This is a genomic window from Rubrivivax albus (assembly GCF_004016515.1).
In the GTDB taxonomy this organism is placed as follows: Bacteria; Pseudomonadota; Gammaproteobacteria; order Burkholderiales; family Burkholderiaceae_C; genus Rubrivivax; species Rubrivivax albus.
In genome coordinates this window covers 17885-39167 of sequence record NZ_SACT01000002.1, presented here as the reverse complement: position 1 = coordinate 39167, position 21283 = coordinate 17885, and the positions used below count along the sequence as shown (strand labels likewise).

The 21283-nt window shown below is 72.4% G+C and carries 21 protein-coding genes; 13 read left to right on the top strand and 8 right to left on the bottom strand.

The annotated features are described in order from the left end of the window. Together ENE75_RS06370 and ENE75_RS06365 are read right to left on the bottom strand one after the other, a co-directional pair. A complete protein-coding gene (locus ENE75_RS06370) occupies positions 1-891 on the bottom strand; it encodes a polyprenyl synthetase family protein (RefSeq protein WP_128196967.1) in 891 nt (296 codons plus the stop codon). After that, positions 888-1145 carry an exodeoxyribonuclease VII small subunit gene (locus tag ENE75_RS06365; RefSeq protein ID WP_128196965.1) on the bottom strand — a complete coding sequence of 86 codons (258 nt, stop codon included), beginning with the start codon at positions 1143-1145 and terminating at the stop codon, positions 888-890. The genes ENE75_RS06370 and ENE75_RS06365 overlap by 4 nt, the downstream gene beginning before the upstream one ends. A gap of 269 nt (positions 1146-1414) precedes the next feature. Here ENE75_RS06365 and ENE75_RS06360 point away from each other — a divergent pair, with 269 nt between their 5' ends. The 4 genes from ENE75_RS06360 (at position 1415) to ENE75_RS06345 (ending at position 4838) form a co-directional block, all read left to right on the top strand. After that, positions 1415-2530, top strand: coding sequence for an aromatic ring-hydroxylating oxygenase subunit alpha (locus tag ENE75_RS06360; protein WP_128196962.1), 1116 nt, complete (start codon positions 1415-1417; stop codon positions 2528-2530). A 33-nt stretch (positions 2531-2563) separates the two neighbouring features. Then, entirely contained in the window at positions 2564-3457 is an 894-nt protein-coding gene (locus tag ENE75_RS06355; protein WP_233258961.1) for a DMT family transporter, read from the top strand. Between the two features lie 10 nt (positions 3458-3467). Further along, on the top strand, positions 3468-4316 hold the full coding sequence (locus ENE75_RS06350; protein ID WP_128196960.1) for a sulfurtransferase: 849 nt from the start codon (positions 3468-3470) through the stop codon (positions 4314-4316). Between the two features lie 87 nt (positions 4317-4403). Then, positions 4404-4838, top strand: coding sequence for a universal stress protein (locus ENE75_RS06345; RefSeq protein ID WP_128196958.1), 435 nt, complete (start codon positions 4404-4406; stop codon positions 4836-4838). Positions 4839-4875: 37 nt separating this feature from the next. On the opposite strand, the gene ENE75_RS06340 is transcribed toward ENE75_RS06345, so the two are convergent. Then, a complete protein-coding gene (locus ENE75_RS06340) occupies positions 4876-5757 on the bottom strand; it encodes a dienelactone hydrolase family protein (RefSeq protein WP_128196956.1) in 882 nt (293 codons plus the stop codon). 79 nt (positions 5758-5836) lie between these two features. Here ENE75_RS06340 and ppx point away from each other — a divergent pair, with 79 nt between their 5' ends. Further along, a complete protein-coding gene (gene ppx, locus ENE75_RS06335; RefSeq protein WP_128196954.1) occupies positions 5837-7348 on the top strand; it encodes an exopolyphosphatase in 1512 nt (503 codons plus the stop codon). A gap of 51 nt (positions 7349-7399) precedes the next feature. On the opposite strand, the gene ENE75_RS06330 is transcribed toward ppx, so the two are convergent. Beyond that, positions 7400-7861, bottom strand: coding sequence for a SixA phosphatase family protein (locus tag ENE75_RS06330; protein ID WP_128196951.1), 462 nt, complete (start codon positions 7859-7861; stop codon positions 7400-7402). Between the two features lie 10 nt (positions 7862-7871). Beyond that, positions 7872-9911 (bottom strand): polyphosphate kinase 1, encoded by a 2040-nt coding sequence (gene ppk1, locus ENE75_RS06325; RefSeq protein ID WP_128196949.1) that lies wholly within the window; start codon positions 9909-9911, stop codon positions 7872-7874. Between the two features lie 50 nt (positions 9912-9961). Between ppk1 and ENE75_RS06320 the strand changes: the two genes are divergently transcribed. Together ENE75_RS06320 and ENE75_RS25680 are read left to right on the top strand one after the other, a co-directional pair. Further along, positions 9962-10837, top strand: a complete 876-nt coding sequence (locus ENE75_RS06320) for a pirin family protein (protein ID WP_128196946.1) — start codon at positions 9962-9964, stop codon at positions 10835-10837. 178 nt (positions 10838-11015) lie between these two features. Beyond that, positions 11016-12752: an ATP-binding protein gene (locus tag ENE75_RS25680; protein WP_128196943.1), complete on the top strand. Its 1737-nt coding sequence runs from the start codon at positions 11016-11018 to the stop codon at positions 12750-12752. Between the two features lie 18 nt (positions 12753-12770). Here ENE75_RS25680 and ENE75_RS06310 read toward each other — a convergent pair whose 3' ends face one another. Together ENE75_RS06310 and ENE75_RS06305 are read right to left on the bottom strand one after the other, a co-directional pair. Then, positions 12771-13652, bottom strand: a complete 882-nt coding sequence (locus tag ENE75_RS06310; protein ID WP_128196941.1) for a DMT family transporter — start codon at positions 13650-13652, stop codon at positions 12771-12773. A gap of 19 nt (positions 13653-13671) precedes the next feature. Next, a complete protein-coding gene (locus ENE75_RS06305; RefSeq protein WP_128196939.1) occupies positions 13672-14523 on the bottom strand; it encodes an MOSC domain-containing protein in 852 nt (283 codons plus the stop codon). Positions 14524-14589: 66 nt separating this feature from the next. Between ENE75_RS06305 and ENE75_RS06300 the strand changes: the two genes are divergently transcribed. From ENE75_RS06300 to ENE75_RS06275, 6 genes are read left to right on the top strand one after another with little or no spacing between them, the layout of a single operon-like run. Further along, on the top strand, positions 14590-15705 hold the full coding sequence (locus ENE75_RS06300; protein WP_128196937.1) for an FAD-dependent monooxygenase: 1116 nt from the start codon (positions 14590-14592) through the stop codon (positions 15703-15705). A 21-nt stretch (positions 15706-15726) separates the two neighbouring features. Then, on the top strand, positions 15727-16446 hold the full coding sequence (locus ENE75_RS06295; RefSeq protein WP_128196935.1) for a DsbC family protein: 720 nt from the start codon (positions 15727-15729) through the stop codon (positions 16444-16446). Beyond that, positions 16443-16889 (top strand): DUF3429 domain-containing protein, encoded by a 447-nt coding sequence (locus ENE75_RS06290; RefSeq protein WP_128196932.1) that lies wholly within the window; start codon positions 16443-16445, stop codon positions 16887-16889. Before ENE75_RS06295 ends, ENE75_RS06290 begins: the two co-directional genes overlap by 4 nt. Beyond that, positions 16889-18634, top strand: a complete 1746-nt coding sequence (locus ENE75_RS06285) for a M61 family metallopeptidase (RefSeq protein WP_128196930.1) — start codon at positions 16889-16891, stop codon at positions 18632-18634. Before ENE75_RS06290 ends, ENE75_RS06285 begins: the two co-directional genes overlap by 1 nt. Before the next feature lie 3 nt (positions 18635-18637). Further along, a complete protein-coding gene (locus tag ENE75_RS06280; RefSeq protein WP_128196928.1) occupies positions 18638-19903 on the top strand; it encodes a DUF3108 domain-containing protein in 1266 nt (421 codons plus the stop codon). After that, entirely contained in the window at positions 19903-20691 is a 789-nt protein-coding gene (locus ENE75_RS06275; RefSeq protein ID WP_128196926.1) for an enoyl-CoA hydratase, read from the top strand. The genes ENE75_RS06280 and ENE75_RS06275 overlap by 1 nt, the downstream gene beginning before the upstream one ends. A gap of 24 nt (positions 20692-20715) precedes the next feature. Here the strand turns inward: ENE75_RS06275 and ENE75_RS06270 are convergent, their stop codons facing one another. Further along, on the bottom strand, positions 20716-21267 hold the full coding sequence (locus ENE75_RS06270) for a pyridoxamine 5'-phosphate oxidase family protein (protein WP_233258960.1): 552 nt from the start codon (positions 21265-21267) through the stop codon (positions 20716-20718). Between the last annotated feature and the right edge of the window lie 16 nt (positions 21268-21283).

Here is a 21283-nt window from a genome sequence, read left to right as displayed (position 1 = left end):
TCAACTTTCCCGGTCGACGACCTTGTCGGCCAGCATCGCCAGCTTGTGGGCCGCGGTCAAGCCGCTGGCAGACAGTGCCGCCTGGGCCTGGGCGTGCAGCGCGGCGGCGCGTTCGCGGGCGCGGGCGAGGCCGAGCACGCTGACATATGTGGGCTTGTTGGCGTCCAGGTCCTTGCCCGCGGTCTTGCCCAGGGTTTCGGAGGCCTGTGTCACGTCGAGGATGTCGTCCACCACCTGGAAGGCCAGGCCGATGGCCGCGCCGTAGTCGGACAGGGCCTGCCAGGCGCGCGCGTCGGCCTGGCCGCAGGCGGCACCCATCAGCACGCTGGCCTGCAGCAGGGCGCCGGTCTTGCGCCGGTGCATGTCCTGCAGCCGCTGTTCGTCCAACGCCTGGCCGGTGGCGGCGAGGTCGATGGCCTGGCCACCAGCCATGCCGGAGTGCCCGGCCGAGCGGGCCAGCAGGCCCGCCAGCCGAGCCTGCAGCGCCAGCGGCACCAGGCTTTCGTCGGGCGTCAGTACCTCGAAGGCCAGGGCCTGCATGGCGTCGCCGGCCAGCATGGCCTGGGCCTCGCCGAACTGCACGTGCACCGTGGGCTTGCCCCGGCGCAGCACGTCGTTGTCCATGCAGGGCATGTCGTCGTGCACCAGCGAGTAGGCGTGGATCAGCTCCACCGCCACCGCCGCGCGCATGGCCGCCTCGCGGTGGCCGCGGGTGGCGTCGCAGGCCGCCAGCACCAGCAGCGGGCGCAGGCGCTTGCCGCCGTCCAGCACGCCGTAGCGCATGGCCTCGCCCAGGCCGGCCGGCGCGTCAGCCGGCACCCAGGCCGACAGGGCGCCCTCGACCTCGTCGAGCGCCTGTCGACACCAGGCGTCGAACTCGGCATCGGTCATGCGTCGCCCTCGCCCTGCCAGGGCTTGAGCTGCCCGTCCTCGAGCACCTTGACCTGCTGCTCCACGGCATCAAGCCGGCTGCGGCAGAACTGCAGCAGGTCCGCGCCTCGCCTGTAGCTGTCCAGCAGGCGGTCCAGCGGCAGCTGCCCGGTCTCCATCGCCTGCACCAGACGGTCGAGTTCGGCCAGCGCGTCCTCGTAGGACGCCGGCGCCGGACCCGGCGGTGATGCTGTGCTGGCGGTGCTCCTGGCCATTTCTCAACGTGAAATCAACCTGTCATTCTAGTCGGACACCTGCGGGCGAATGTGCCCAGGCGTGACCTCTGGAGGCAGGTCTCCAGAAGGGCTTGCCCTGCGCGCCCACGGGGTGGACCCCCCTGGCTACAATTCGCGCCCCTGCAAAGCGGTCGGATCGCCAATGCCGGTCTCTCGCAGGTTCCGTTGTCGGGTCGGGCCGTTCAGGGCTGTTCCTGCGGCCGGGTCCGGCGTCATGACTTCTTGGGCATGGAGGATCCGTTCGGATCATGTCGGACCTGAGCATCAGTCTCGATTCCCTGCACCACAGCCGCACCCAGCTGTCGGTGTCCTCGTACTTCGACGAGGCGTTGTTCCGCGAGGAACAGCGACTGATCTTCGAGTCCGTGCCGAAGTACGTGGGCCACGCGCTCACGGTGCCCGAGGTCGGTGACTACCACGTGCTGCAGCACGAGGGCGACGGTCGTGCGCTGATCCGCAACTCGCAGGGCATCCAGTTGGTGTCCAATGTCTGCCGCCACCGGCAGGCCGTGATGCTCCGGGGCCGCGGCAACACCGGTGGACAGGTGGTCTGCCCGCTGCACCGCTGGACGTACGGGCTGGACGGTGCGCTCAAGGGCGCGCCGCACTTTGCCGAGGACCCCTGCCTGAACCTTAGGACCTACCCGCTGCAGCAGTGGAACGGCCTGCTCTTCGAGGGTGGGCGGCGCGACGTGCGCGCGGATCTGGCCGCACTGGGGCCGGCGGCGGAACTGAACTTCGACGGCTACGTCTTCGACCGCGCCATCGTGCACACCTGCGACTACAACTGGAAGACCTTCATCGAGGTCTACCTCGAGGACTACCACGTCGGCCCGTTCCACCCGGGGCTGGGCAACCTGGTGACCTGCGACGACCTGCGCTGGGAGTTCGGCGAGCAGTACTCGGTGCAGACCGTGGGCCTGAAGGCCACGCTGGACCGCCCCGGCTCAGGCACCTATCGCCGCTTCCACGACGCGCTCAAGCGCTGGCAGGGCGACGCTCGCCCGGCCCAGGGTGCCATCTGGCTGACGCTGTACCCCACGGTGATGGTGGAGTGGTACCCCGGTGTGCTGACGGTGTCCACGCTCTACCCGGTGTCGCCGCAGAAGACGGTCAACGTCGTCGAGTTCTTCTACCCGGAGGAGGTCGCCCTGTTCGAGCGCGAACTGGTCGACGCGCAGCAGGCGGCCTACATGGAGACCTGCGACGAGGACGACGAGATCGCCGAGCGCATGGACGCCGGCCGCCGCGCGCTGATGCAGCGTGGCGACGACGAGGCCGGCCCCTACCAGAGCCCGATGGAAGATGGCATGCAGCACTTCCACGAGTGGTACCGGCGCATGATGGGCAGCGCGCTGCGTTGAACGGCGCTTGACGACCCAGGGGCGGCCGACGTCATGACCAGGCCCGCCGCGGCGCCGTGGCTGATGCTCGGCGCCGCTTTCCTGTTTGCGCTGATGGGCGTGTGCGTGAAGCTCGCGTCGCTGCGCTACGGCGCCGGCGAGATCGTCATGTACCGCAGCCTCGTCGGCGTGCTCTTCATCGCGCTGTGGGTGCGCAGCCGTGGCGGCAGCCTGCGCACGCGCGTGCCGGGCATGCACGCCTGGCGCGCCACCGTCGGCGTGATCTCGCTGGCCCTGTGGTTCTACGCCATCGGCAGCGGCCTGCCGCTGGCCACGGCGATGACCCTGAACTACATGTCCTCGGTGTGGATGGCGCTGTTCCTGATCGGCGGCGCGGTGATCATGGGCGGCGCGCGCGTGGACGGCCGGCTGATCGCCACCGTGCTGGCCGGCTTCGTCGGCGTGGCGCTGGTGCTGCGGCCGACGATGGCACAGGACCAGCTCTGGCACGGTCTGGCCGGGCTGGGCTCGGGCATGATCGCCGCGCTGGCCTACCTGCAGGTCTCGGCCCTGGGCCGGGCTGGCGAACCCGACTACCGCATCGTCTTCTACTTCTCCGCCGGCGGCGTGCTGGTCGGCGCCGCATTGGCCCTGCTGCAGGGTGGCTTCACCGGCCATGACCTGCACGGTGCCGCCCTGCTGCTGGCCGTGGGCGTGCTGGCCACGGTGGCGCAGCTGATGATGACGCGCGCCTACGCCATCGGCACGCCGCTGATCAACGCTTCGCTGCACTACACCGGCATCGGCTTCGCCTTCCTCTTCGGCGTGCTGTGGTTCGACGAGGCGGTGTCGGCCATGGCGCTGGCCGGCATCGTGCTGATCGTCGGCGCCGGCGTCGCGGCCACGCTGCTGCGCGCACGGCTGGCGGCCCAGCCGGCACCCGAATGACAATGCGCGGATGGACACGTACCGCACCCTGATCGACGTCGAGGCGCTGGCCGCCCGGCTGGCCGCCAGCGCGCCCACCGTCGTGCTCGACTGCCGCTTCGATCTCGCCGACCCCTCGGCCGGCGAGGCCGCCTACGAGGCGAAGCACCTGCCCGGTGCCCGGTACGTGCACCTGGACCGCGACCTGTCGGGCCTGAAGACCGGCCGCAACGGCCGCCACCCGCTGCCCGAGCGCGTCGCGCTGGCCGCCTGGGCCGGCCGCATGGGCATCGCACCCGGTGTGCAGGTGGTGGCCTACGACGACCAGGGCGGGCCGTACGCCGCCCGCTGCTGGTGGCTGCTGCGCTGGCTGGGCCATGAGGCGGTGGCGGTGCTGGACGGTGGCTTCTCCGCATGGCGGGCCGCCGGCCAGGCCTTCGAGGACGACGAGCCGGCGCCGCTGACCGGCACCTCACCCTACCCGGCGGCGGCCAAGCCGGCCATGCCCACGGTGGACGCCGATGCGCTGCAGAGCGCGCTCGGCCGGGTCCGGCTGGTCGACGCCCGCAATGGCGCGCGCTTCCGCGGCGAGACCGAGCCGCTGGACCCCGTGGCAGGCCACATCCCCGGCGCAACGCTGCGCTTCTTCCAGGACAACCTGGTGCCGGGCGGGCGTTTCAAGCCTGCGGAGCAGCTGCGTGCCGAGTTCGACGCCTGGGCCACGCCGACCGACCGGGTGGTGCACCAGTGCGGCTCCGGCGTCACCGCCTGCCACAACCTGCTGGCGATGACGCATGCCGGGCTCGAGGGCTCGGCCCTGTACCCGGGCTCGTGGAGTGAGTGGTGTGCCGACCCGGCGCGCCCGGTGGCAACCGGCTGAACCGGGCCACCGCCATCGGTTGACCGATGTCAAGGCGGTGAACAGCCCGGGGTGCACACTGGCAGGCACATCCTCAAGGAGCCTGCCATGTACAAGCGCATCCTCGTCCCCACCGACGGTTCCGAGATCACCGGCAAGGCGGTGCAGACCGCCATCGAACTGGCCGCGATGAGCAAGGCCCAGTTGTTCGCCATCGGCGTCAAGGAGCCGTTCCCCTACAGCGCCATCTCCGAGATGCAGCCCGTCCCGCCGCAGGAGTTCTACGATGCGCAGGAACGCATCGCCAGCGGCCACGTGAAGGCCGTCGTGGAAGCGGCCAAGGCGGCCGGCGTGGCCTGCACGGCGCACACGGTGGAAGCGCTGCACCCCTGGGAAGCGATCATCGACCACGCCAAGGCGCAGTCCTGCGACCTCATCGTGATGGCCTCGCACGGCCGCCGCGGCGTGGCTGCGCTGCTGCTGGGCAGCGAGACGCAGAAGGTGCTGACGCACAGCACGCTGCCGGTGCTGGTGGTGCGCTGAACCTGCCCCGGGTGCAGGCGCAGCGGCGGCCTGCCGGTCAGACCACGCCGTGTTGCGCGAACCAGGCGCGGCAGCGTGCCCAGCCGTCCTCGGCCGCGTCCTTGCGGTAGCTGGGGCGGTAGTCGGCGTGGAAGGCGTGCGGCGCGTCGGGGTAGACGTGGAAGGTCGACGCCTTGGCCGCGGCGCTGCCCGTGGCCAGCGCGTTCTGCATCTGCGCCACCGTGGCCATCGGGATGCCGCCGTCCTGGCCGCCGTAGAGACCCAGCACCGGGGCTTTCAGGTCGGCCACCAGGTCGACGGGGTGCTTTGGCTGCAGCGGGTTGCTCTGGCCCACCAGGCGTCCGTACCAGGCCACACCGGCCTTCAGTGCCGGGTTGTGCGCCGCATACAACCAGGTGATGCGGCCGCCCCAGCAGAAGCCGGTGATGCCGAGCTTGCCGGTGTCCGCGCCCTGGCCCTTGGCCCAGGCCACCGTGGCGTCCAGGTCGGCCATCACCTGCGCATCGGGTGCCTTGGAGACGACCTCGGCGATCAGCTTGGCGATCTCGCCATAGGCCGCCGGGTCGCCCTGGCGCACGAACAGTTCCGGCGCCACCGCGAAGTACCCCGCCTTGGCGAAGCGGCGCGCCACGTCGGCGATGTGCTCGTGCACGCCGAAGATCTCGCTGACCACCAGCACCACCGGCGCGCCGGTCCTGCCGGCGGGGGCGGCCCGGTAGGCCGGGATCGAGTCGCCGCCAACGGGGATCATGACCTCGCCCACCTCCAGTCCCTGGCTGTCGGTCTTGATGGTCTGCGCCGTCACCGGCAGCACGGCGGCGGCAAAACCGCTGCCCACCGAGGTGCGCACGAAGTCGCGGCGCGAGAAGGCGCGCGTGGGCAGCAGGCTGTCGATGTCGGCGGTGTCGGCAACGGGCATCGTGTCTTCCGGGTGTGAAACCGCCGATTAGATGCGGCTGCCGATGCCCGCACCGGCATCACGGGCACAATGCGCAACCATGCCGTCCGCGACGCCCCTGCCGCCTTCGCTCGCCGAACCGCTCGCAGCCATCGACATGGGCTCCAACAGCTTCCGGCTGGAGATCGGCCGGCTGCAGCACGGGCGCTACCGGCGCATCGACTACCTCAAGGACATGGTGCGCCTCGGCGGTGGCCTGGACGCCCAGGGCATGCTCACCGAGGAGGCCATCGAGCGCGGGCTGGGCTGCCTGCGCCGCTTTGCCGACCGCCTGCAGGGCTTCGACAGCGCCCGCGTGCGTGCCGTGGCCACGCAGACGCTGCGCGAGGCGCGCAACCGCAATGCCTTCCTCGAGCGCGCGCAGGCGGCGCTGGGGCATCCCATCGAGGTCGTCTCCGGCCGCGAGGAGGCGCGCCTGATCTACGCTGGCGTGGCCCACCTGCAGCCGTCGGACGAGCCACGGCTGGTGGTCGACATCGGTGGCCGCTCCACCGAGATGATCCTCGGCCGGGGCCGCCTGCCCGGCACGGCCGAGTCGTTCCAGGTCGGCTGCGTCAGCCTGTCGATGCGCTACTTCCCGGACGGCGTGATCACTGCCGACGGTTTCCGCGCCGCCCAGGTGGCGGCCGGGGCCGAGCTGGAGGAAGGGCTGCAGCCCTTCGCGCCGCGCCACTGGCGCTCGGTGCTGGGCGCGTCGGGCACCGCCGGTGCGGTGGCGCAGATCCTGGCCGCCGCCGGCGTCACCGACGGGCGCATCACCGCCGACGGCCTGCGTTGGTGCATCGCCCGCTGCATCGAACTGGGCCACGTCGACCGACTGCAGTTCCCCGGCCTGAAGGCCGAGCGCCGTGCCGTGCTGCCTGGCGGGCTGGCCATCCTCTACACGCTGCTGGCCAACTTCCGCATCCCGGAGATGGTGGCGGCCAAGGGCGCTCTGCGCCAGGGCGTCATCGTCGACCTGCACGAGCGCATCGCCGCGCTGCACCACACGCGGCCCGACGACATGCGCGACCGCTCGGTGGAGGAGCTCCAGCAGCGGTTCAGCGTCGACCGCGAACAGGCCGCGCGCGTGCGCAGCGTGGCGCTGGCGTTGCTGGACCAGGCCCTGCCCGAGGCCGACACCGACACCCGGCGCGAACTGGGTTGGGCCTGCGACCTGCACGAGATGGGCCTGATGGTCTCGCACCACGACCACCACCGCCACAGCGCGTATCTGGTGGACCATGTGGATGCACCGGGCTTCTCTCAGAGCCAGCAGCGGCGGCTGGGCCAGATGGTGCTGGGCCAGCGCGGCGGACTGCGAAAGCTCGACAGCGTGCTCGACAGCCCGGTCTTCGCGGCGCAGGTGCTTTGCCTGCGGCTGGCGGTGATCAAGTGCCATGCTCGCGGCCCGGTTGACGCGCACGCCTTGAACCTGCGTCTGCAGGGGCGCGACGCGCACCTGGGCTACAGCGCTGCCTGGGCTGAGACGCACCCGCGCACGCTGTATCTGCTGGACGAGGAGGCCGCGGCCTGGGCGCGCAGCGGCGCGATGCGGCTCACGCACGGCTGACGCAGGGCGGCCCCCATGAGCCGCTCGGCCGTCCAGCCGCGCGGCGTCCAGCTACAGCAGGTCCACGCCCAGCGCGGCGTGCAGCACCACCTGCGCCTGACCCTCGCGCTCGCGGTGGCGCAGCCACAGGATCGCGCCCTTGCGCAGCGCCCAGGGTGTGGTCGAACCGGTCAGCAGGTAGGCGGCAGTCAGCCCGAGCGTGGGCTGGTGGCCCACCACCAGCACCGGCTCGCGGGCCTCGGGCCAGCGCGCCGCGGCCAGCAGGCCTTCCACGGTGCCGTCTGGGGCCAGCGCCGGCACCGTCTTCGTGCGCCGGTCCAGCGCGGCGGCCGTCTGCTGCGTGCGCCGCGCCGGGCTCACCAGCACGCGGGTGCCCGCGGGCAGCTGGCGGTTCAGCCATTCGGCCATGCGCTGAGCGTGGCGCTCGCCCTTGGGCGTGAGCGCGCGGTCGAGGTCGTCGCTCAGCTCCCGCAGGTCGAAGGCTTCGGCGTGGCGCCAGAGGATCAGGTCCATGGCAGGCGCCTCAGCGGTAGCGGTCCATCAGCGCACGCTGCGCGCTCGGCCCGTCGCTGCCCACGCGGTGGTAGCGGCCGTCGGCATCCAGCGCCCAGGCATCGCAGGCGTCGTGCAGGTAGGGCACCAGGCATTCGTCGATCACGCGCTGGCGCAGGCCGGCGTCGCGCACCGGCCAGGCCACCTCGATGCGGCCGAACATGTTGCGGCTCATCCAGTCGGCGCTGGACAGGTACAGCGATTCATCGTCGTCCCCGGGGCCCCAGCGGAAGTACATCACCCGCGAGTGTTCGAGGAAGCGGCCGATCACCGAGCGCACGCGGATGTTGTCGCTGATGCCCGGCACGCCGGGTGGCAGCATGCAGGCGCCGCGCACGACCAGGTCGATGGACGCGCCGGCCTGGCCGGCGCGCAGCAGCGCGTGGATCAGCCCGGGGTCGGTCAGCGCGTTGAGCTTGGCGACGATGCGCGCCGGGCGGCCGGCGCGCGCCGCGTCGGCCACCTGGTCGACGAAGCCCACCATGCGCTTGTGCAGCTGGAACGGCGCCGACAGCAGCTGTGCCTGGCGGCGCAGCCGGGTCTGGCTGGCGATCTGGTGGAACACCGCGTCGGCGTCGGCCGTGAGGGCTGCATCGGCCGTCAGGTAGCCCACGTCGGTGTACAGGCGCGCCGTCTTCGGGTTGTAGTTGCCGGTGGACAGGTGGGCGTAGCGGCGCAGGCGGCTCCCCTCGCGCCGCGTCACCAGCAGCAGCTTGGCGTGTGTCTTCAGTCCGACGACGCCATAGACCACCTGCGCGCCCACGGCCTCCAGACGCTCGGCCCAGTTGATGTTGGCCTCCTCGTCGAAGCGCGCCTTGAGCTCGACGACGGCCGTGACCTCCTTGCCGCGCCGCGCGGCCTCGAGCAGCAGGTCCATCAGCACGCTCTGCGCGCCGGTGCGGTAGATGGTCTGCTTGATGGCCAGCACGTCGGGGTCGTAGACCGCCTCGCGCAGGAACTGCACCACCGGCTCGAAGCTCTCGAACGGGTGGTGCAGCAGCAGGTCGCCGCGCTTCAGGCGCGCGAACACCGAGGTGCCGCGCGGCAGGCGCTTCTCCGGCCAGGCCGGCTCGTACGGCGCAAAGCGCAGGTGGTCGGCGTCGGACTGGTCGATCAGCTGGTTCAGCCGCACCAGGTTCACCGGGCCGTTGACGCGGTACAGCGCCGAGGCGGGCAGCGCGAACTGCGCCAGCAGGAAGTCCGACAGCTCCGCCGGGCAGGTGGCCACCACCTCCAGACGGATCGCCTGCCCGTAGTGGCGCGTCGTCAGCCCGCTGCGCATGGCCTGGCGCAGGTTGGTGACCTCGTTGTCGCGCACTTCGAGGTCGGAATCGCGCGTGACGCGGAACTGCGAGAAGGCCTCCACCGTGCGGCCGGGGAACAGTTCCTCCAGGTGCGCCCGGATCACGCTGGTCAGCAGCACGAAGGCCTGACGGCCGCCACTGACCTCGTCGGGCATGCGGATCACGCGCGGCAGCACGCGCGGCACCTTGACGATGGCGATGCCGCTCTCGCGGCCGAAGGCATCCTTGCCCGTGACGCGGGCGATGAAGTTCAGCGCCTTGTTGGCCACCTGCGGGAAGGGGTGCGACGGGTCCAGCGCCACCGGCACCAGCAGCGGCCGCACCTGCTGCTCGAAGAAGCGCTGCACCCACTCGCGCTGCGCCGGGTTGCGTTCGGCGTGGTTGATGATCTCGATGCCCTCGCGCTGCAGCGCCGGCATCACCACCTCGTTGAAGACGCGGTACTGCTCGTCGATCAGCTCGTGGGCGGCGGCGGCCACGTGCTCGAAGTCGCCGCGGGTGCCACTGGCGCGCGCGGCCTCCAACACGTCGGCCACGCGGACTTCGAAGAACTCGTCGAGGTTGGACGATACGATGGTGATGTAGCGCAGCCGCTCCAGCAGCGGCAGGTCCTCGCGCTGCGCCTGCGCCAGCACGCGGCGGTTGAACTCCAGGATCGACCGCTCGCGGTTGAGCAGGGCCACCGGGGCCGGGACGGGTTCGGACATCGCCACAGTGTACGAACGCGCAAAGACAACTTCATGACACTGGAGCCCACATGACCCTCCCCACGACAGGTCGCACGCTCGTCACCCCCCGCGCCCACGACCTGGGCGGCGGCTTCACCGTGCGCCGCGCGCTGCCGGCGGCGGCCGTGCGCAGCGTCGGCCCGTTCGTGTTCTTCGACCACTTCGGGCCTGTGCAGGCCGGCCCGCAGGACAACCACGATGTGCGGCCCCACCCGCACATCGGCCTGGCCACCGTGACCTACCTGTACGAGGGCGCGATGCAGCACCGCGACTCCACGGGCGCGGTCCAGCGCATCGAGCCCGGGGCCATCAACTGGATGACCGCCGGCCGCGGCATCGTGCACTCCGAACGCACGCCCGAGGACCTGCGCACCGTCCCACGCCGCAGCCACGGCCTGCAGCTGTGGGTGGCGCTGCCCGAGGCCATGGAGGAGACCGAGCCGGGCTTCGCCCACACGCCGGCCAGCGCGATCCCGACGCTGGAGGTGGGGGGCGCACGGCTGCGGGTGCTCGTCGGCGAGGTGTTCGGTGCGGCCTCGCCGGTGGCGGCCGCCTCGCCGACGCTGTTCCTGGACATCACGATGGCCGCCGGCGACGCCTTCCCTGCACCACCGGCCACGGAACGCGCGCTCTACGGCGTCGACGGCCCGTTCACGCTCGACGGTCAGGCCGTGCCGGCGCAGACCCTGGTGGTGCTTGCGCCCGGCGAGGAACCGCTGGTGGCGGCCGACACCGACGTGCGCCTGGCCCTGGTCGGCGGCGAGCCGCTGGGTCCGCGCTTCGTGTGGTGGAACTTCGTGTCCAGCCGCAAGGCGCGCATCGACCAGGCGGCCGACGACTGGGCCGCCGGCCGCTTCCCGGCGGTGACGGGCGAGACCGAGTTCATCCCGTTGCCGGCCCGGTGAGGGCGTCGGCGCGGCGCCGACCTTCAGCCCGACGGCAGGGAAGCCGATACCCCACAGCGCACCGGTGACGTGGCACGCTTGAGTGGCCGCCCGCTGGGGCCCGACCGGGCCTGCCAGGCGTCAGTGCATGCCGTCTTCTTCCACCGCTTCGCCGCCTTCGATCCACGCTGCCGTCGCCTTGGCCCGGCTGAGCGCGATCTACCGCCTGGCGCCACAGCCGCAGATCGGCGCCGCCGTGTTTTCGCTGGTGGTGGCCTTCGCGATGTGGGGCCGCATCGCAGCGGCCTGGGTCGTCGGCTGGGTGCTGGCGAGGCTGGCCATCGGTGCCATCCGAGGCCTGGACACGGCGTTCTTCGAACGCGACCCCGACCGCGGACAGCGCCTGGGCTACTGGCAGGCGCGTTTCGGCGTGCTGATCGCCATCGACAACCTGTGCTGGAGCGTCATCGCCCTGGTCTTCGTGCCGGCGGTGCGCGACACCATGCTCGGCGCCCTGCTGTTTGCCGCCTATGTGGGCATCGCGGCCATCGGCGTCTTCCTGCTCGTCAGCAACTTCCGCGTGGCCGTGCTCAACATCCTGTCGATGCTGCTGCCGGTGATGCTGCATGCCATCTGGACCGGTGGGGAGGACGCCTGGGTGGTGGCCGTCAGTCTGCTGATCTACGGCGTCGTGCTGGTGCAGGAAAGCTGGCGCAGCAGCCGCGACTGGACGGAGATGACCCGCCTGCAACTGGAGGCCGCGTCGGTGGCCGAGGCGCGCGAGCAGGCGCGCCAGGTGGCGGTGGAGGCCAGCCAGGCCAAGAGCCGCTTCCTGGCCAACATGAGCCACGAGATCCGCACGCCGATGAACGGCATCCTCGGCATGTCGGAGCTGTTGCAGGCCAGCACGCTGGACGCCGGTCAGGCCCGCCAGGTGCAGGCCATCGCCACGGCGGCACGCTCGCTGCACGAACTGCTGGGCGACATCCTCGACCTGTCCAAGATCGAGGAAGGCAAGGTCACGCTCGAACGCGTCGACTTCGACCCTGCTCAGTTGCTGACCGGCGTGGGCGCCATCTACGGCGAACTGGGGCAGGCGCGGGGCACGACGGTGCAGGCAACGGTGGCGCTCGATGCGTTGCCGCCCGTCAGCGGCGACCCGACCCGGCTGCGCCAGGTGGTGACCAACCTGCTGGGCAATGCCCTGAAGTTCACCCCGGCGGGCGCCGTGACCTTGCGTGCAGGGCCGGCCAAGGCGCCAGACGGGGACACCCGCCCGTGGCTGCGGGTCGAGGTGCAGGACACCGGCATCGGCATGACGGCCGAGCAGGTCGGCGCGCTCTTTCAGCGCTTTTCCCAGGCCGACAGTTCCACCACGCGGCGTTTCGGCGGCAGTGGCCTGGGCCTGGCGATCTGCAAGCACCTGGTGGAGCTGATGGGCGGGCACATGGGCGTCGACAGCGCGCCGGGGCAGGGCAGCCGGTTCTGGTTCGAGGTGCCGCTGTGGCCGGCGGTGGGCCAGGCGGACGCCGCCGCGGAAGCCTCGCCAGGACCGCCACGCCCGGCGCAGGTGCTGGTGGTGGAGGACAACGCGGTCAACCGCCTGGTGGTCCAGGCGATGCTCGAACGCCTGGGCATGACCGTGATGCTGGCACCCGACGGACAGCAGGCGCTGGACATCCTGGCCACGCACGACATCGACCTCGTGCTGATGGACTGCCAGATGCCGGTGATGGACGGCTACGAGGCCACGCGCCGGATCCGCGCGGCCGGCCATCCTGGCACCCGGCTGCCCGTGATCGCGCTGACGGCCCACGCGCTGGCCGAGGACCGCCAACGCTGCCGGGACGCCGGCATGAACGACTACCTGCCCAAGCCGGTCACCGGCGACATGCTGGCCCGGACACTGGCCCGGCACCTGGGAACCGCAGGCTGACCGGGCCGGCGCGCCGGGTCAGCGCCGCAGCATCAGCACGTTGCCCGCCACCGTCAGCGCGGCGCCGGTCAGCGTCAGCAAGCCCGGGCGGAAGCCCTCGAAGGCGGTGGAGACCACCAGCGCCACCACCGGCGTCATGACGCCGACGGTCGCGGCCTTGCCCGGCCCCAGGCGGTGCTGCAGCGTCAGGAAGGCGCCGAAGGCCACCACCGTGCCGGCCACGGCCAGATAGGCCAGCGACAGCCACCACGACGGCGCCGTCGGCCACGCGGTCGGCAGCGGTTCGGTGAGCAGGGCGACGGCCGCGGCGGTGCCCGCGCCCCAGGCCAGGCCCCAGCCCACCGTGGGCCAGAACGGCAGGCCATGGTGGCCGTTGCGGCTGGCCGACAGCGCACCCACGGCCGACAGCGCCACGGCGGCCACGGTGAAGGCCAGCCCGGTGCCGGCGGTGGGGCTGCGGTCCACCGTGGCCAGCTCGGGGGCGAAGATCAGTGCCACGCCCACCACACCCAGCACACCGCCGACCAGGAAGCGCACCGTCAGCGGCGTGCGCCACAGCGCCCACGCCCCCAGCCCGGCCAGCAGCGGCGAGGTCGCGTATCCCACGGCCACCAGGCCCGACGGGACGTGGCGCTCGCCGTGGTAGACGCACAGGTAGGCCAGGCCGTACATGAACACGCCCTGCAGCGCCACGCGGCGCTGCTGCCCGGCCGGTAGGCGCAGCGCCTCGCCGCGCCACAGCGCGACGCCGAAGACCACCAGCGCGGCCAGGCCGAAGCGCGCGGCCACGCCGTATTCGGGCGGCCACACGGCCAGCTGGTAGAGGATGGCGTGCCAGGTCGTGCCCCAGACGAGCACGGCCACGGCAAACAGCTGCCACGAGGGCAGGCGGGTGGGCACGGGCGCGGCCGCCGCGGGTTCAGACGGCGAACGACGCGCGCACGGTCTGCCCGGCGCGCAGCGTGCGCCCGGCGCCGTCGAGCACGATGGCGTTCATGCCGAAGGTCACCGCGCCCTTGACGCGACCGTCGACGCGGAAGCCCGCCAGCGTGCGCCCGGGCTCGCGCTGCATCTCGCCGGTGGCCGGATCCACGTTCGGGATCTGGCAGCGGCCGCAAGGCTTGACCAGCTTCAGCCGCACCGGGCCGTCGTCGGTGTCGATCTCGAGCACGTCCAGGTGGTCCTCGTCCCAGGGCTGCAGGCCGGAGAGCACCAGGTTGGGCCGGAAGCGGGCCATCGTCACCGGCGCGGCGCCGGCCTCGGCCAGGCGGTGGTTCAGGTCGCCCAGCGAATCCAGCGACGCCACCAGCAGCGGAAAGCCGTCGGCAAACTCCACCGGTGCCTCGGCCTCGCCGGTCCAGGCGCGGTCGGCCAAGCGGGTCTCGTCGGGGTCGAAGCGCACCACGCGTGCCGGCGTGCCCAGGTAGTCGCTGAACCACTGCGCGGCCAGGTTGCCCATGTCCCAGGCCTTGACGATGTCGTCCCACACGCGCACGCGGGTGGCTGTCTCCACCGCGTCCAGTGCCAGGTGCAGGCCCAGCATGCCCGGCGCCTTGAGCAGCAGGTCGGACAGGCGCAGCGTGGGCTTCACCAGCGCCAGCTTCGGGTGTTCGCGCTGGGTCAGCATCTCGCCCTGCGGGTCCACCACCATCCAGGCGCGGTCGAGGTCGAAGCCGGTCTCCACCAGCAGCGCCTCGCGCGGCGCCAGCGCGCCGCAGCTCTTGACCGGGTGCAGGCCCAGGGCGGCCAGGGTGCAGGTGATGTCGCTCACGAAGGTTCCGTCGGGGTACTCGCCAGGGCGGGGACCGGGATTGTGCCGGCTTCCTACAATCGCGCGATGAACGCTCCGGTCGTCTGTGTGCGAGGGTCCGGCGCCGTGGCCCTGACCGCGGCGCTGGCGTTGGCGCGCCGTGGCTGCACCGTCCGCCTGCAGGCCCGCATGCCGACGGGCAGCGCCGACGTCCGCACCTACGCCCTGGGCGCCGCCTCGGTGGCGCTGCTGCACTCGCTCAAGGTCTGGGACGCCTTGCCCGCCGACGCCCGCACCCGCGTGCTGGACATGCGCATCACCGGCGACCAGCCCGGCCACACGCTGCACTTCTCGGCCTGGAGCGGTGCGCTCGACGCGCTGGCCTGGATCGTCGACGCCGCCGAACTCGAAGCGGCGCTGCGCTCGGCCGTGCGCTTCGCGCCGCACGTGGACCTGATCGACCCCGACACCGAACCGCCCCCCGCGGAACTGCTGGTGCTCGCCGAAGGCCGCGACTCCGCCCTGCGCGAGCGCCTGGGCGTGCGCATGCCGCGCCAGCCCTACGGTCAGCGTGGCGTGGCCGCGCGTCTGGTGGCCGACGCGCCGCATGGCGGTCTCGCGCGCCAGTGGTTCCGCAGCCCGGACGTGCTGGCCTTGCTGCCGTTCGACCGCCCGCAGCCGGGATCCAGCTACGGCCTAGTCTGGTCGGTGCCCGACGCCCGCGCCGACGAGCTGCTGGCGCTGGACGGCGCCGGCTTCGAGGCGGCGCTGATGGACGCCACCGGCGGCGCCGCCGGCACGCTGAAGCTGGCCGGTGAGCGCGCCGCCTGGCCGCTGCTGCTGGCGCAGGCCGATCCGGTGTGCGGGCCCGGCTGGGTGCTGTTGGGCGACGCGGCGCACCTGGTGCACCCGCTGGCCGGCCAGGGCCTGAACCTGGGCTTGGCCGACGTGCAGGCGCTGGACGCCGTGCTGGCCGAGCGCCAGGCGCACGAACCCTGGCGGCCGCTGGGCGACCTGCGCCTGCTGCAGCGCTACGCCCGCCGCCGCGCCGGCCCCACCGCCGCGATGGGCCGCGTCACCGACGGCCTGCTGCACCTGTTCGCCAGCGACCAACCGCTGCTGCGGGAACTCCGCAACCGCGGCCTGACTCTGGTGGATCACCTGCCGCCGCTGAAGCGCTGGCTGGTGGCCGCCGCCCGTTGACCCTTCACAGGAACCCTGCCCATGACCGCCCCGACCCTCCTCGCCCTGGCCGCCGGCCTGCTGCTGTCCGGCGCCGTGTTGGCGCAGGAGGCGCAGATCCGCAAGAACCTGGCCGAGCGCCTGCCCAACTTCCCGAGGATCGACGAGGTCAGCAAGACGCCGATCCCGGGCGTCTACGAGATCCGCATCGGCACCGAGGTGCTCTACACCGACGAGCAGGGCAATCACGTCATCCAGGGTCAGATCATCGACACCCGCACGCGCGCCAACCTCACCGAGGAGCGCATCGAGAAGCTCACCGCCATCGACTTCTCAGCGCTGCCGCTGAAGGACGCGATGGTCGTCAAGCAGGGCACCGGCGCGCGCAAGCTGGCCGTTTTCGCCGACCCCAACTGCGGCTACTGCAAGCGCTTCGAGCGTGACCTGCTGAAGGTCAAGGACGTCACCGTCTACACCTTCCTCTACCCCATCCTGGGGCCGGATTCCAATGTCAAGTCGCGCGACATCTGGTGCGCCAAGGACCCGATGCAGACCTGGCGCGACTGGATGATGGACGGCAAGACGCCGCCCAAGGCCATGGGCAACTGCGACACCGCCGCGCTGGACCGCAACATCGCCTTCGGCCAGAAGTACCGCGTGCAGGGCACGCCGGCTCTGGTGTTCGAGAACGGTGTGCGCAAGCCCGGTGCGCTGCCCGTGGCGCAGGTGGAGATCCTGCTGGCCGAGGCAGCCAGGAAGTGACCGCAGCGCGTCGGCCGAGCCCGACGGCCTGGGCGCTGGGCTTGTCGGGGCTGATCCCGTTCGTCGCCGGCGCCGCCGGCATGCTCTGGCCGGCGGCGCTGCCCTGGCCCGTGCCCGGCGGCGCAGCGGCGGCGCTGGGCGCCTACGGGGCCGTCATCGTCTCGTTCCTGGGCGGCATCCACTGGGGGCTGGCCATGGCCGGGGCGGGCGGCCCGTCTACGCTGCGCCTGGCCTGGGGCGTGGTGCCGTCGCTGATCGCCTGGCCGGCGCTGCTGTTGCCGCCCGCCTGGGGCCTGGCCGTGCTGGCCGCGGCGCTGGTGCTGTGTTTCATGGTCGACCGCCGCAGCTACCCGGCGCTGGGCCTGGCGGGCTGGTTGCCGCTGCGGGGCCTGCTGACGGCCGTGGCCGCGCTCAGCTGCATGGCCGGCGCGGCCCTGGCCTGATGGCCAACGCCAGATCCGGCCCGCACTACCGCGTCGCCTTCGACGACCGCGCGCAGCACCTGCTGCGGGTGTCGCTCACGCTGCCGGCGCCGGCGGCACGGCAGGGGCTGTCGCTGCCGGTCTGGCTGCCGGGCAGCTACCTGCTGCGCGAGTTCGCACGCCACCTGCAGGACCTGCGCGGCACGCAGCGTGGCCGCCCTGTGCGCATCGAGCAGGTCGACAAGACGCGCTGGGTGGCCCATTGCAGCGGCACTGCGGCGCTGGAGCTGAGCTGGCGCGTGCATGCCCTTGATGCTTCGGTGCGCGGCGCCTGGCTCGACGGCGAACGCGCCTTCTTCAACGGCAGCAGCCTGTTCCTGGCCGCCGAGGGCCGCACTGACGGCCCGCAGCGCCTGAGCCTGGGGCGCCTGCCGGCGGGCTGGGACGTGGCCACCGCGATGCAGCGTACCGCGCCCACCGGCCATCAGTTCGAGGCCGGCGACTACGCCGAGCTGATCGACCACCCGTTCGAGCTCGGGCGCTTCTGGTGCGGCCAGTTCGATGTCGCCGGCGTGTCGCACGAGCTCGTCGTCACCGGCGCCTGGCCGGGCTTCGACGGCGCCCGTCTGCTGGCCGACGCCACGCGCATCTGCCGCGCCCAGGTGCGGCTGTGGCACGGCCGCGGCAAGCCGCCGTTCCAGCGCTATGTCTTCCTGCTGCGAGCCGGCGACGACGGCTACGGCGGGCTGGAGCACCGCGCCAGCACCGCGCTGCTGGCATCGCGGGCCGACCTGCCGCGTGTAGGCACTGTCGCGGGCACCGCGGCCGACGACGCCGGCTACCTGCGCCTGCTGGGCCTGATCAGCCACGAGTACTTCCATGCCTGGAACGTCAAGCGCCTGACCCCGGTGGAGCTGGCGGCGCCCGACCTCGGCCGCGAGGCCTACACGCGGCTGCTGTGGTGGTTCGAGGGCGTCACCTCGTACTACGACGACCTGACCCTGGTGCGCGCCGGCCTCGTCGCGCCGGCGGCCTACTTGGGCCTGCTGGCGTCGCATGTGCAGACGGTGGCGGCCACACCCGGCCGCCGCGTGCAGAGCGTGGCCCAGGCCAGCTTCGACGCCTGGACGCGCTACTACCGGCCGGACGCCTACACACCCAACGGCACCGTCAGCTACTACGCCAAGGGCGCGCTGGTGGCCGCCTGCCTGGACCTCACGCTGCGGCGCGAAGGGCGCGGCACGCTGGACGACGTGCTGCGCCACCTGTGGCTGCTGCGCCGGCCGATCGCCGAGGGCGACATCGCCCAGGCCCTGGCCGCCGTGGGTGGCCGGGCCTTCCGGCTGGAACTGGACGACTGGGTGCACGGCGTCGGTGAACTGCCGTTGCCGGAGCTGCTGCGCCACATGGGCGTGGCCGCGCGTGCCGAGGTGCCTGGCCTGGCGGGCCGCTGGGGTCTGCGCGTGCAGGAAAGTCCGCTCACCGGCGTGCGCGTGCGCCACGTGCTGCGCGGCGGCGCGGCCGAAGCCGCCGGTGTGCACCCGGGCGACGAACTGCTCGCCATCGACGGCTGGCGCCTGCGCCGGCTGGACGATGCCGCGGCCTGGCTGACACCCGGCGCGCCGGCCACGCTGCTGCTGGCGCGCGACCAGCGCGTGCTGAGTTGCCGAGTGTCTGCTGGCGATCCGCTGGTGCCAACCTGGCGCCTCACGCTGGCCGACGATGCCGACGCGCTCGCGCGCCGGCGGGCCTGGCTGGGCGCCTGAGCCATGTCGGCCGGGGCGGCGCCGCGCCGTCCGACGCCGCGCTGGCGCCGCCGCCTGGCCGCGGCCGCGGTCACCCTGCTCGTGGTGCTGGTGCACGCGCTGCTGGCCCAGCGCATCGTCGAGGCCTGGCCGCAGCCGGCCGACGCCGGCCCGGCGCGGCTGGCGGTGACCTTCGTGCGCACGCTGCAGCCGCAGGCACCGGTGCCGGTGGTGGTGGCGCCGGTACCGAAGCCCAGGGTGGCGCCCCAGCCGGCCGCGGTCGACCGGGCCGACGATCCGGCGGTGGCCGAGGCGCCCGATTTGCCAGCCTCCGCGCCACCGCAGCCGCAGGTCATGGCCGATGCGGCGCCGGCCGCGCCCGAGGCCACCGCGGCCGCACCTGCGCCGGATGAGCCACCGTCGGCGCCGCCCGCGGGCGCGCCTCCAGCGCTTCAGGTGCAGGGCGAGGCCGTCGCCACCGGCCCGAAGGCCGACCAGGTGGCCGAGGTGGCTGCTGCCCCTGCGCCGGCGGGCTCGGCCGTCGCCTTCAGCTGGCCGCCGTCCACCCGCATGCGCTATGTGTTGACGGGGAACTACCGCGGCCCCATCGACGGCAGCGCCCAGGTGCTGTGGCTGCGCGAGGGGCCGCGCTACCAGGTGCACCTGGACGTGCACATCGGCCCGCCCTTCGCTGCCCTGATCGAGCGTCAGATGAGCAGCGATGGCCGCCTGGGCCCCGAGGGCCTGGTGCCGCGGCGCTACGACGAGCGCACCCACATCGCCTTCCGCCCGCCGCGCGCGCTGACCCTGCACTTCGACGCCGACGGCGTGCAGCTGGCCAATGGCCGCCGCGTGCCACGCCCGGCCGGTGTGCAGGACGCGGTGAGCCAGTTCGTGCAGCTGACCTGGCGCTTCACGCTCGACCCCGGGCTGCTGAGCACCGGCCGCGTGATCGAGATGCCGCTGGCGCTGCCGCGCCGGGTGGAGACCTGGGTCTACGACGTCGGCGGGCTGGAGACGCTCACCACGCCGCTGGGCGCGGTGGAGGCGGTGCACGTCAAGCCGCGCCGCGAACCGCGCCCGGGCGGCGACCTGGTGGCCGAGATGTGGTTTGCGCCCACGCTGCAGCACCTGCCGGTGCGCATCGTCATCCGGCAGGATGCCGAGACCTGGATCGACCTCGTCGTGCAGCAACTGCCCGAGCAGGCGCAGGAGACGCCGGCAGGGCCGGCGCCAGCCGTACCATCGGCACCCACACCACCACCCGAAGACAGCCCCCGGAGACCCTGATGTCCGACGAGACCTTCATCCTCACCGCCCTGCATGGCGACGGCGACCGCAAGACCGCGCTGATCACGCTGAACCGGCCCAAGCAGCTCAACGCCCTCAACGATGGCCTGATGGACCAGCTCGGCGAGGCGCTGCTGCGCTTCGATGCCGACCCGGCCGTGGGCTGCATCGTGATCACCGGCAGCGAGAAGGCCTTCGCCGCCGGCGCCGACATCGGTGTGCTGGCGCAGCACGACTTCATCTCCGCCTACACCAGCGACCTGATCACGCGCAACTGGGAACACATCCGCCGCGTGCGCAAGCCGGTGATCGGCGCCGTGGCCGGCTTCGCGCTGGGCGGCGGCTGCGAACTGGCGATGATGTGCGACGTGGTGCTGGCCGCCGACACGGCCAAGTTCGGCCAGCCCGAGATCAAGCTTGGCATCATTCCCGGCGCCGGCGGCACGCAGCGCCTGCCGCGCGCCATCGGCAAGGCCAAGGCCATGGACCTGGTGCTGTCGGGGCGCATGATGGGTGCCGAGGAAGCCGAGCGCGCCGGCTTGGTGTCGCGCATCGTGCCGGCCGACAAGCTGCTCGACGAGGCGCTGGCGCTGGGCGAGCTGGTCTGTGCGCTGGGCAACGCCAGCGTCATCGCGGCCAAGGAGTGCGTCAACCGCGCCTACGAGAGCACGCTCAGCGAGGGGCTGATGACCGAGCGCCGGCTGTTCCATGCGCTGTTCGGCACCCCCGACCAGAAGGAGGGCATGGACGCGTTCCTGGCCAAGCGCAAGCCGAACTTCGCGCGCTGAGGTGCGGCCCCGGGCACGGGCCCTTCAGGGCGTCAGCCAGGTGCTGGCGTCGCCTGCCAGCCGTGCGCGGCGGTGGCCGTTCTCGTGCAGTTCCAGCCAGTCCATCTCGTCGATCTGCGCCGTGACCACCGCGAAGTGCTCGCGTGAGCCACGCTCGGGCTGAAAGCGCTCCACCGGCGTGCCCGGGGGCAGCGCGGCCAAGTAGTCCTGGGCCGACGGCGAGAGTTTCACGCGCGCCCAGCGCGAACTCACGTCCAGCCCGCTGGTCTGGACCGACAGGGTCACGCTCAGGCGCAGCTGCCAGCCGGGTTTGGGCCACCAACCCACCAGCGTCGCCCGCGGATGCGCGTGCATCTGCGCGATCTTCGCACTGCGCGCGTCGGTGTAGAAGATCAACCGGCGTGCCGCCTCTTCCACGTCGCGGATGACGACGCTGCGGGCGTCGGCGCGGTCGCGGTCCACCGTGGCCAGCGTCATCACGCGCCACGGGTGCGCGCGGTCCTGGGCCGCATGGCCCAGTTCGAGCCAGCAGGCCCGCTCGATCATGTGCAGTGATTCGAGGCGGGCGGTGGCCACGGCAGGATGCCCGCGC

Bases quoted from the DNA above. Each gene is read 5' to 3' on its own strand.
- ENE75_RS06320 (WP_128196946.1), top strand. From the start codon at position 9,962: ATGACCCTCCCCACGACAGGTCGCACGCTCGTCACCCCCCGCGCCCAC.
- ENE75_RS06340 (WP_128196956.1), bottom strand. From the start codon at position 5,757: ATGCCCGTTGCCGACACCGCCGACATCGACAGCCTGCTGCCCACGCGC.
- ENE75_RS06350 (WP_128196960.1), top strand. From the start codon at position 3,468: ATGGACACGTACCGCACCCTGATCGACGTCGAGGCGCTGGCCGCCCGG.
- ppx (WP_128196954.1), top strand. From the start codon at position 5,837: ATGCCGTCCGCGACGCCCCTGCCGCCTTCGCTCGCCGAACCGCTCGCA.
- ENE75_RS06285 (WP_128196930.1), top strand. From the start codon at position 16,889: ATGGCCAACGCCAGATCCGGCCCGCACTACCGCGTCGCCTTCGACGAC.
- ENE75_RS06365 (WP_128196965.1), bottom strand. From the start codon at position 1,145: ATGGCCAGGAGCACCGCCAGCACAGCATCACCGCCGGGTCCGGCGCCG.
- ENE75_RS06280 (WP_128196928.1), top strand. From the start codon at position 18,638: ATGTCGGCCGGGGCGGCGCCGCGCCGTCCGACGCCGCGCTGGCGCCGC.
- ENE75_RS06355 (WP_233258961.1), top strand. From the start codon at position 2,564: ATGACCAGGCCCGCCGCGGCGCCGTGGCTGATGCTCGGCGCCGCTTTC.
- ENE75_RS06295 (WP_128196935.1), top strand. From the start codon at position 15,727: ATGACCGCCCCGACCCTCCTCGCCCTGGCCGCCGGCCTGCTGCTGTCC.
- ENE75_RS06275 (WP_128196926.1), top strand. From the start codon at position 19,903: ATGTCCGACGAGACCTTCATCCTCACCGCCCTGCATGGCGACGGCGAC.
- ppk1 (WP_128196949.1), bottom strand. From the start codon at position 9,911: ATGTCCGAACCCGTCCCGGCCCCGGTGGCCCTGCTCAACCGCGAGCGG.
- ENE75_RS06345 (WP_128196958.1), top strand. From the start codon at position 4,404: ATGTACAAGCGCATCCTCGTCCCCACCGACGGTTCCGAGATCACCGGC.
- ENE75_RS06360 (WP_128196962.1), top strand. From the start codon at position 1,415: ATGTCGGACCTGAGCATCAGTCTCGATTCCCTGCACCACAGCCGCACC.
- ENE75_RS06330 (WP_128196951.1), bottom strand. From the start codon at position 7,861: ATGGACCTGATCCTCTGGCGCCACGCCGAAGCCTTCGACCTGCGGGAG.
- ENE75_RS06300 (WP_128196937.1), top strand. From the start codon at position 14,590: ATGAACGCTCCGGTCGTCTGTGTGCGAGGGTCCGGCGCCGTGGCCCTG.
- ENE75_RS06370 (WP_128196967.1), bottom strand. From the start codon at position 891: ATGACCGATGCCGAGTTCGACGCCTGGTGTCGACAGGCGCTCGACGAG.